The sequence below is a fragment of the Lysinibacillus sp. NPDC056232 genome, from assembly GCF_042267565.1.
GTDB lineage: Bacteria > Bacillota > Bacilli > Bacillales_A > Planococcaceae > Lysinibacillus.
Window position 1 is genome coordinate 1 of record NZ_JBHJTF010000074.1, and the last position, 9,215, is coordinate 9,215.

10 protein-coding genes are annotated in these 9,215 nt (G+C 37.7%); 7 read left to right on the forward strand and 3 right to left on the reverse strand.

Annotation, left to right across the window (positions count from 1 at the left end):
• Positions 1-298: hypothetical protein (locus ACFCYJ_RS26835; RefSeq protein WP_376078966.1), on the forward strand; the 298-nt coding region annotated here is incomplete at its 5' end.
• Here ACFCYJ_RS26835 and ACFCYJ_RS26840 read toward each other — a convergent pair.
• Complete coding sequence (locus ACFCYJ_RS26840; RefSeq protein ID WP_376078968.1) at positions 279-1,454, reverse strand: MDR family MFS transporter; 1,176 nt, start codon at positions 1,452-1,454, stop codon at positions 279-281. The two genes, ACFCYJ_RS26835 and ACFCYJ_RS26840, sit on opposite strands and share 20 nt — an antisense overlap.
• A 509-nt stretch (positions 1,455-1,963) precedes the next feature.
• On the reverse strand, positions 1,964-2,185 hold the full coding sequence (locus tag ACFCYJ_RS26845; protein ID WP_049667439.1) for a DeoR family transcriptional regulator: 222 nt from the start codon (positions 2,183-2,185) through the stop codon (positions 1,964-1,966).
• 355 nt (positions 2,186-2,540) lie between these two features.
• Here ACFCYJ_RS26845 and pepV point away from each other — a divergent pair, with 355 nt between their 5' ends.
• The 4 genes from pepV (at position 2,541) to ACFCYJ_RS26865 (ending at position 7,130) form a co-directional block, all read left to right on the forward strand.
• Positions 2,541-3,947 carry a dipeptidase PepV gene (gene pepV, locus ACFCYJ_RS26850; RefSeq protein ID WP_376078970.1) on the forward strand — a complete coding sequence of 469 codons (1,407 nt, stop codon included), beginning with the start codon at positions 2,541-2,543 and terminating at the stop codon, positions 3,945-3,947.
• 29 nt (positions 3,948-3,976) lie between these two features.
• Positions 3,977-4,831, forward strand: a complete 855-nt coding sequence (dat, locus tag ACFCYJ_RS26855; RefSeq protein WP_376078972.1) for a D-amino-acid transaminase — start codon at positions 3,977-3,979, stop codon at positions 4,829-4,831.
• A 359-nt stretch (positions 4,832-5,190) separates the two neighbouring features.
• Positions 5,191-6,195, forward strand: a complete 1,005-nt coding sequence (locus ACFCYJ_RS26860) for a nuclease-related domain-containing protein (RefSeq protein ID WP_376078974.1) — start codon at positions 5,191-5,193, stop codon at positions 6,193-6,195.
• A 2-nt stretch (positions 6,196-6,197) separates the two neighbouring features.
• Positions 6,198-7,130 carry a diacylglycerol/lipid kinase family protein gene (locus tag ACFCYJ_RS26865; protein ID WP_376078975.1) on the forward strand — a complete coding sequence of 311 codons (933 nt, stop codon included), beginning with the start codon at positions 6,198-6,200 and terminating at the stop codon, positions 7,128-7,130.
• A gap of 15 nt (positions 7,131-7,145) precedes the next feature.
• Here ACFCYJ_RS26865 and ACFCYJ_RS26870 read toward each other — a convergent pair whose 3' ends face one another.
• Positions 7,146-7,346 (reverse strand): hypothetical protein, encoded by a 201-nt coding sequence (locus ACFCYJ_RS26870; protein ID WP_376078977.1) that lies wholly within the window; start codon positions 7,344-7,346, stop codon positions 7,146-7,148.
• A gap of 70 nt (positions 7,347-7,416) precedes the next feature.
• Here ACFCYJ_RS26870 and trmB point away from each other — a divergent pair, with 70 nt between their 5' ends.
• Both trmB and ACFCYJ_RS26880 read left to right on the forward strand, forming a co-directional pair.
• On the forward strand, positions 7,417-8,064 hold the full coding sequence (gene trmB, locus ACFCYJ_RS26875) for a tRNA (guanosine(46)-N7)-methyltransferase TrmB (RefSeq protein WP_376078979.1): 648 nt from the start codon (positions 7,417-7,419) through the stop codon (positions 8,062-8,064).
• 11 nt (positions 8,065-8,075) lie between these two features.
• The gene (locus ACFCYJ_RS26880; RefSeq protein WP_376078980.1) at positions 8,076-8,939 is read left to right on the forward strand and encodes a YtnP family quorum-quenching lactonase; all 864 of its coding nucleotides are present in this window, start codon (positions 8,076-8,078) and stop codon (positions 8,937-8,939) included.
• Positions 8,940-9,215 lie beyond the last annotated feature (276 nt).

The window sequence follows — 9,215 nt, forward strand, 5'->3', positions numbered from 1 at the left end:
GCAACAAATGTTTTATCTGTGCGAAAGCGAAGCGACAGCAACAAATGTTTTATCTGTGCGAAAGCGAAGCGACAGCAACAAATGTTTTATCTGTGGGAAAGCGAAGCAGCAGCAACAAATGTTTTATCTGTGCGAAAGCGAAGCAGCAGCAACAAATGTTTTATCTGTGCGAAAGCGAAGCGTCAGCAACAAATGTTTATCTGTGCGAAAGCGAAGCGTCAGCAACAAAGCGCCCAGTCGGAACGGAAATCAACCACACGTTATGGTGATGAGCCACTTTATTCCTGTTGCGGCTTAAGCTTGGATTTATAAAATAAACAACTGCATAAAACAAGAACAGCAATAACCGCAAACATTGCATCCATGTAATGTGTTAACAGCCACCCGCCAATAATGGGTCCAATAAAGCCTCCTAAATTTTTAAATTGGGCTGCTCCTAAATAGACTCCCTTTTGTGTATCAGGCGCAATTTCATCAATCATGATACTCATAGTCGGAAAGGCGAAAATTTCACCAATCGTGAATATAATCATAGCGATCATATATAGTGGATAGTTATTTGAGAAGCCGAATAATAAAAGACCAAACGCGAAGAACAGAATTCCTACTAATAGAGTAGCCGAAGATGAAAAACGTTCTGAAAGTATACTAATCGGTAATTGTAGTAATAATACAACCGCTGCATTTAGTGAGATTAGTACAGAATAGAGCTTGGCACCTTCTTCGATTTTAAGTTCAATGATTTGTGGCAGAGTTGAATCAAATTGAGAGTAACCAATATTTATTAAAATTGCCCCGAAAATAAAGCTTAGTAGTACACGATTCGTCAAGAGTATCGTGAAGGTTTGCAATATTTTTGTAGGTGTTGAAGCTTTTGGTTGCTGCATTTCATAGCGATTTAAAACGAAAAATAAAAATACAGCATAAATAATATACATAATTCCCGTCAGCATAAATGGAATACTTGGGCTAGACAATTGAGAAATATAAACACCAATAACAGGACCGATGACAGCCGCTATGTTAATCGCTGTATAACGAAGCGAGAACAATCTTTTTCGTTTGTCGACAGGAGTAAAATCAATCATTAATGCCTGTGTCGAGGGTTCAAAGAAGGAGCGACATAAGCCATTTAAGGCATTCAATGCTACGAAAAACCAAACCGTATGAGCTGTTGCAAAGCCAAAGAACACAATGCTCCAAACAACAATAGTAAGTAAAATGACGCTTTTCCTGCCAAATCGGTCAGTTAAATAACCACCAAAGAATCCTCCTACAGTGGAGATTAACGGTGCAATACCAATCGTCAAACCTATTTGTAATGGGGATGCTTCAATTTCATTATGTAAGTAGATGGCTAAAAAGGGCATTGCCATAAAACTTGCTATGCGTGTGAAAATAGTTCCACCTAAAATGATCCAAACTAGAGGATGAAATAGTTTGGTGATTTTCATAGAATATCCTCCTTTCAAAATGTAGAATGTTTCGATTTTAACGGATTGTTAAGCAATTGTAAATAGTCGAAAAATATATGGGGAATACTAAAAAACGAAATGTTATAAAATGCAAGTGATTCTTAATGAATAGTGGGGAGAAGTAAGCTGGAAACTTCATAAGAGCGAAATGTTTGATGACATTTGTTATAACGTATGCGATGTACATAAGTTGATCTTCGGTACGAGGGCGACTCCTTTGGGATTAGCAATAGAGGAACGAAGGCTAAAACCATCACATCCTATGATAACGCCTTCGTGACCAACATCGTGCTGTTGTTGCTGCCGCTACGCTATCGCGCAAAAAACAACTGCAGGCCTAAGCACAAAGTTGATACCGGATACAATTATTCCGAGGCATAATTGATTAATGGGGGTCATTAACAAATAGTAGAAAACAAAAAAAGAATGACCACGACGAAAGGTCATTCTTTTCCCATACAAAATGCTTTACGCGTTACACGTAAAAACTAAGACGTCAATTTTACTTTTTTCTTCGTCGTTGTCCATTTGCCTCGACTTGGACTCATCACCAAATCGTTAAAGGCTAACACGTTCAAATCTCTTTGAACGGTGCGAGGAGTGATACTAAACTCTTCGACTAAATCCTGTGTAGACACGGTTCCTTTGTCTAAAATAAACATGTACACATCTTTAATACGATTAAGCATTCGATCAGTAGTTGGTTTCATAAATGAACCACTCCTTCATCTTAATTCTCTTGGCAAAGACTAGCGGACGACAATATGTGCGGAGTGCACTTAGGCTAATAAGTAGCTGCCTTAGACATCCCCTTTTCTAATTTTATATTCAGAAAAATCATTCTGATAAGTTCATTATATAGAAAAACAAGTCAGTTTTCTAGTGAATGCAAGAGGAATTTACAATTAAGACATAAAATTTTTACTGTATTTTGTGGGAATAAGTGAAAAACGTGCTATATGTGGTAGTGTTCGAAGCAAGATTTTGAAAAGTTGTCAGAAAGATGATTGTAATTTATGTTGTAAAGAGTAGAATAATGTTATTACTTTAGAGGAGGTCCATCATATGGATTGGTTACAAGCTGCAAAGGAAAGACAAGATGAATTGATACAAGATTTACAGGAGCTTGTGCAAATTAATAGTGTTCTTGATGAGAATACGATCACTACTGAAGTACCTTTTGGTGATGGTCCATTAAAGGCTCTTGAATGGTTATTAGCAAAGGGCCAAGCTGAAGGTTTGCAAACTAAAAATATTGATAATTATGCAGGTCACATACAGATGGGTGAAGGTGACGATTTATTAGGTATTTTATGTCATGTTGACGTGGTACCAGTTGGTGATGAAACAAATTGGACTTACCCACCCTTTAGTGGCACTGTAGCAGATGGAAAGCTATTTGCTCGTGGTGCGATAGATGATAAAGGCCCAACAATTGCTGCATGGATGGCCATGAAACTTGTCAAAGATGCAGGCATTGAGCTTAATAAAAGAGTCCGTATGATAATCGGTACGGATGAAGAAACTGGCTTCCGCTGTGTCGACCACTATTTTAAACATGAGGAAATGCCGACGATTGGATTTGCACCAGATGCGGATTTCCCGCTCATCAATGCTGAAAAAGGCATTGCCGAGCTAGTGTTCTCTCAAAATAAAACAGGTGATGCTTCGAAAGAACAGCTATTACTATTTAATGCTGGAAAGCGACCAAATATGGTACCGGATTTTGCAAAAGCAACGGTGCAGTTCGTTTCCTCACAATTCGAACAGAATTTTCACGCATTTTTAAGTAAAAATCAGCTAGAAGGGTCTTTATTAATCGAGGGTTCTCGCTATATAATAACTATCAAAGGTAAGGCAGCACATGCAATGGAGCCGGAAAAAGGTGTCAATGCAGCTGTTTATCTTGCAGCATTTTTACAACAAGAGTTGACGACAGAGGCAAGTAAACAATTTGTCGACTTTACCGCAGATGTTTTTTATCAAGATCATTATGGCAACAAGCTTGATTTACAATTCGAGGATGAAATGTCTGGTAAAACTACATTAAATCCAGGTATTGTAACCTACGATGTGGCTAAAGGTGGCAGCATGGTCATTAGTATGCGCTATTCTGTCTCATATCCGTTTGATGAAAAAATCACGGAAGCACAACGCTTAACTGTGGCAAAAGGATTTTCATTGGATATTCAAGATGACTCTAAACCACATTATGTAAGCGAGGACGATGCACTTATCCAGACTTTAGCAGATATCTATAGACGTCAAACAGGAGACTATGAAACACCTCTACTGTCTACTGGTGGTGGTACGTATGCGCGTGTCATGAAAAAAGGTGTAGCATTTGGCATGCTGTTCCCAGGTGAACCTGACGTAGCGCATCGTGCGGATGAGTTTGTCGTCATTGAAAATCTCATAAAAGCAACAGCTATTTATGCTGAAGCAATTGTTGAACTTGCAGGAAACAAATAAATTAAAGATGAAAAGGATGAACGTAACAAATGGCATATTCATTATGGAATGATCAAATCGTTGAAGAAGGATCAATTGCAGTATCTCCAGAAGACAGAGGTTACCAATTTGGTGACGGCATTTATGAAGTAATTAAAGTTTATAACGGAAATATGTTCACAGCACAAGAACACATTGATCGTTTCTATGCGAGTGCCGAAAAAATTCGTCTTGTCATTCCTTATACTAAAGACGTATTACACAAATTATTACATGAACTTATCGAAAAAAATAATTTGGAAACGGGTCATGTTTACTTCCAAATTACACGTGGTACAACTTCTCGTAATCATATTTTCCCAGATGCAAGTGTTCCAGCTGTATTAACAGGGAATGTTAAAACTGGTGAGCGTTCATATGAAAACTTTGAAAAAGGTGTTAAGGCTACCTTAGTAGAGGATATTCGCTGGTTACGTTGTGATATTAAATCTTTAAACTTATTAGGTGCTGTAATGGCAAAACAGGAAGCATCTGAAAAAGGCTGCTATGAGGCTATTTTACATCGTGGTGACATCGTAACAGAATGTTCATCAGCAAATGTTTACGGCATTAAAGATGGTAAGCTTTATACACACCCTGCAAATAACTTCATTTTAAACGGTATTACACGCCAAGTTATTTTAAAATGTGCTGAGGAAATTAATTTACCTGTTATTGAAGAACCAATGACAAAGGCTGATTTATTAACAATGAGTGAGATCATTGTGTCATCTGTATCTTCTGAAGTAACACCTGTTATCGATGTTGATGGTAACAAAATTGGTGCTGGAGTTCCAGGTGAATGGACTCGTAAATTACAACAAGCATTCGAGGCGAAATTACCGCTTTCTATTAATGCGAAATAAATGAATCTTGTAAGAGAGCTACCCTAAACTAAACTTGGGTAGCTCTCTTTTTTTTATAGAACAAATTATGGATGTTTTCTCCTGTAACGTCATGTAAAATAAAAAACGATGACTACAGTTGTAGAATGATTGCTATCGGGATTTAATTTCAATGAGCAAATGTCGATGTAATGTATGCAATTGTCTATTTATCTTCATTTAGCTAGCGATAGAAATAGATGTTTTCTGTGCGAAAGTGCAGCGACAGCAACAATTACGCCAAGGCGAAATTGATATTGCGATTGATTTGCCTACTAAGCAAGAGTGGAGAAATTAGCAAATTAGATATAGGGCGAGTAAGATTGGAGTGACCAAAACACATGGCACAATTGGTGAAATTACAAGATTATATTTCACGCTATCAAATTGATTTAGCAAGATATCCAACACAATTTGTACGTTTAAAGCAAAGTCAATGGGAGCGTGTTAAGCGACAGTGGGAGTTAGGAGAAGAAATTAGCGAGTGGCAACATAACGACGACGATTCAGAAAATGATCCTTTTGAGGGAAAAGAAAGATTCTCTTTATTCAAAAAAATATTTGCCGGTCGTCAGAAGGAAGAAAATGAGGATATTGAACAGATCGAGATAACGAATGAATTAGTGAGTGATGAAGATAGCATACCAGACGAAGAAACGACTTTAACATTTGAACCAAAAATTGTCTATGCACCACAATCTATTCATGAATTAAAACGAATGTTTATCGATCAATTTTTCCATTTCCAAATGAAATGGGCAAGTTCAACACTACGTGAAAAGTCGTATGTAGATCCTCGTTTTATGCGCGATCCTTTGTTACGAAATTTGTTGCAAAAATTACCTGATAATTATTTGCTTTTTTATTATCCTATTTTACAAATTAGAAAAGCACCTATAGAGCTTGATGTTGTGCTAATGTCACCGACAGAATGTATTTGTATAACAGTACTAGAAGCGGAAAATCAAGCAGTTTATGTAGGGGGCAGTGAGCGATTCTGGATAAAAAAAGTAGGGACGAAGGATTCGAAAGTCCTGAATCCAATGATAAGTTTGAATCGTATGGAGTCTGTATTAACTCAATTATTTAAGCAGGATAATATAAATATGCCGATTCGCAAGGTTATTTTAACACAGAATGGATATTTCGATTATCCAGGATCACCTTACGGAATTCAATTTGTTGATCGTCGAAATTATGGAGAGTGGATGGAGCATTTAAGGAATGTTTCCTCTCCTATGAAGCATATGCAAATTCGTGCTTCTCAAACGATTTTAAGCAATGTACAAACAACATCCTTTAATCGAGATATTTGGCAGCAATCTTCTCAACCAGCTGGGGATTAGTAATGCAAGTATTATTTATTGTGAATGAAGCAGCGGGGCACGGTAAAGGTAAGAAAGTTTGGCACCATCTTCAACAGCATTTAACAATTAACTATGAAGTCGCCTTTACAGAATATGAGGGACATGGGCAGGAGCTTGCAAAAAATTGGGCGCAAGATGCTCAAACAAAAAAAATAATTGTTATTGTTGGCGGTGACGGCACAATACATGAGGTTGTTAGTGGCGTTGTACATAATAAATTTATAGTTATTGGTGTAGTTCGTGCTGGTTCGGGAAATGATTTCGCACGATACTTTACTACATTTCAAGATGCCTTTCAAATTGAAAGCTATATGCAAAATGAAATGGTTTACCTCCCAATGGATGTTGGTGCCGTTCAGTTTGGAGATCATCAGCACGAGATATTTGTCAATAATGCTGGTGTGGGCTTTGACGCATTTGTCACCAAACGTATTAATACATCTCGCTTGAAGCTTTACCTCAATAAAATAGGGCTTGGTAAGCTATCCTATGCTGCGGCTGTTGTAAGAGGACTATTTAGCTTTAGACGCTTTGATGTAAAGATTCAAGCAAACAATCAAGAATGGCACTTTCAGCAAGCATGGTTTGTTGCGATGTGCAATCAACCTTATTTCGGAGGAGGAATGAAAATTTCCCCATCTTCTAAACCGAATGATGGACAAATCGAAATAACAATCGTTCACGGTATTTCCCGCCTTAAATTGCTACTAGTATTTGTCACTGTGTTTTTTGAAAAACATACAAAATTTAAAGAGATTACTTTTTTGCAAGGCCATCAATTTAACATTTTCGTGCATGGAAATGACGTTGATTGTCATACAGATGGTAACTATATTGGGGAAATTAGAGAGGGAACGAGGATTCATTGTACAGTGCAACGTGATGCTTGGCAGGTACGATCAGAGGAACTTTGAAAAAATGGTCCCTCACTAAAAATTCGGGATGACAATTGTTAAACCGTATGTTATGCATAAAAGTTGATTGGAGTGGAGGGTGGGCGACTCCTTCGTGACCAACATCGGTGGCTGTTGCTGACGCTGCGCTTTCGCACATATGAAAACCTGTTGCTGACGCTGCGCTTTCGCACAAAAAACATCGAGTAAAAAAATATCATTTCGCAATAATTTCATGCGAATTTTATGGTAATACGTTATACTATAAAAAATTAATAATTTCATGAGAAAGAAATGAGGAAGAAAATTGAGATTAAGAAATAAGCCTTGGGCGGAGGAAATGATTGCGAATCATCCAGAGGTGATTGTTCCGAATCCTGAAGACTTTAAAGGAAATTGGCAGGCTGTTTTCGGAAATGACAACCCATTACATATTGAAGTAGGTACTGGGAAAGGTCAATTTGTCACAGGTATGGCCTTACAAAATCCGAATATAAATTATATTGGAATTGAGCTTTATGACAGTGTAATTGTTTGTGCATTAGAAAAAAGTTTAGAGGCTAAATCTCCAGCGAATTTACGATTATTAAAAGTAAATGGCGCAGATTTATATAAATATTTTGGGAAAAATGATGTAGAGCGTGTGTATCTGAATTTCTCAGATCCTTGGCCGAAAACGCGCCATGCTAAGCGACGTTTAATGCACGGGGATTTTTTGAAATTATATGAGTCGATTTTAGTGGATGAGGGGGAAATCCATTTTAAAACGGACAACCGTGGTTTGTTTGAGTATTCATTAATGAGTATGTCTGAATATGGTATGTTACTAAAGTATGTATCACTCGACCTACATGCGAATATGCCTGAGGATAATGTTATGACTGAATATGAGGAGAAATTTTCTGCTAAAGGACAGCCAATTTATCGTCTAGAATCGCAATTCTTTACTAAATAGGGGGAGTATGGATGGATGAGTTAAAGTTTCACAATATGTCATTATCATGGCTAAACGGGGGTGTCACTTGCCTTGATGGCGGTGCTATGTTTGGAGTTGTACCAAAACCACTTTGGTCACGCAAATATCCAGTTAACGAAAAAAATCAAATCGAGTTACCAACTGAGCCAATATTAATTCAATATGAAGGCAAAAACTATATTGTTGATACAGGCGTTGGTTTTAACAAATTAAATGAAAAGCAGCTACGTAACTTTGGGGTAACTGAGGAGTCAACATTAGCGGCTAGCTTACAGGAGCTAGGATTAACAACTGCTGATATTGATGTAGTCTTAATGACGCATTTGCATTTTGACCATGCCGGAGGTTTAACGCAATGGGAAGACGATGTACTTGTACCAACATTCCCGAATGCAAAAATCTTTGTAACGAAAATTGAGTGGGATGAAATGCGTGAGCCAAATATTCGCTCGAAAAATACGTATTGGAAAGAAAACTGGGAGCCGGTTCAGCACTTAATCGAAACGTATGAAGGTACGTTAGAGGTAGTTCCGGGTATTGAAATGATTCATACTGGTGGTCATAGTGATGGACATGCCATTATAAAATTGACTCAAAATGGTGAGGTATTATTGCATATGGCAGATATTATGCCGACGCATGCACATCAAAATCCATTATGGGTTTTAGCGTATGACGATTATCCAATGGCGAGTGTCTTTGCGAAGGAACGTATAATGAAAGAAGCACTTGCGAATGGCTACGGCTTTATTTTCTACCATGATGCGTATTACCGCATGATTAAATGGGATGAAACAGGTAAAGAAATTGTAGATAAACTAGAACGCAGCAGACAAGCTGTTATTACATTCTAATAAATAGAACGTGTGAACCTTTTGTGTTCGCACGTTTTTTTCATCGTGTTGAAAACTATTGTGTCAATAAAATTAAGGTAATTAAATAAAGTATTGCTCTTTGGCAAAACTAGGGTTTGATTTCCGTTCCGACTGGGCGCTTTGTTGTTGCTGCCGCTACGCTTTCGCACAGATAAAACAATTGTTGCTGCCGCTACGCTTTCGCACAGATAAAACAATTGTTGCTGCCGCTACGCTTTCGCACAGATAAAACAATTGTTGCTGCCGCTACGCTTT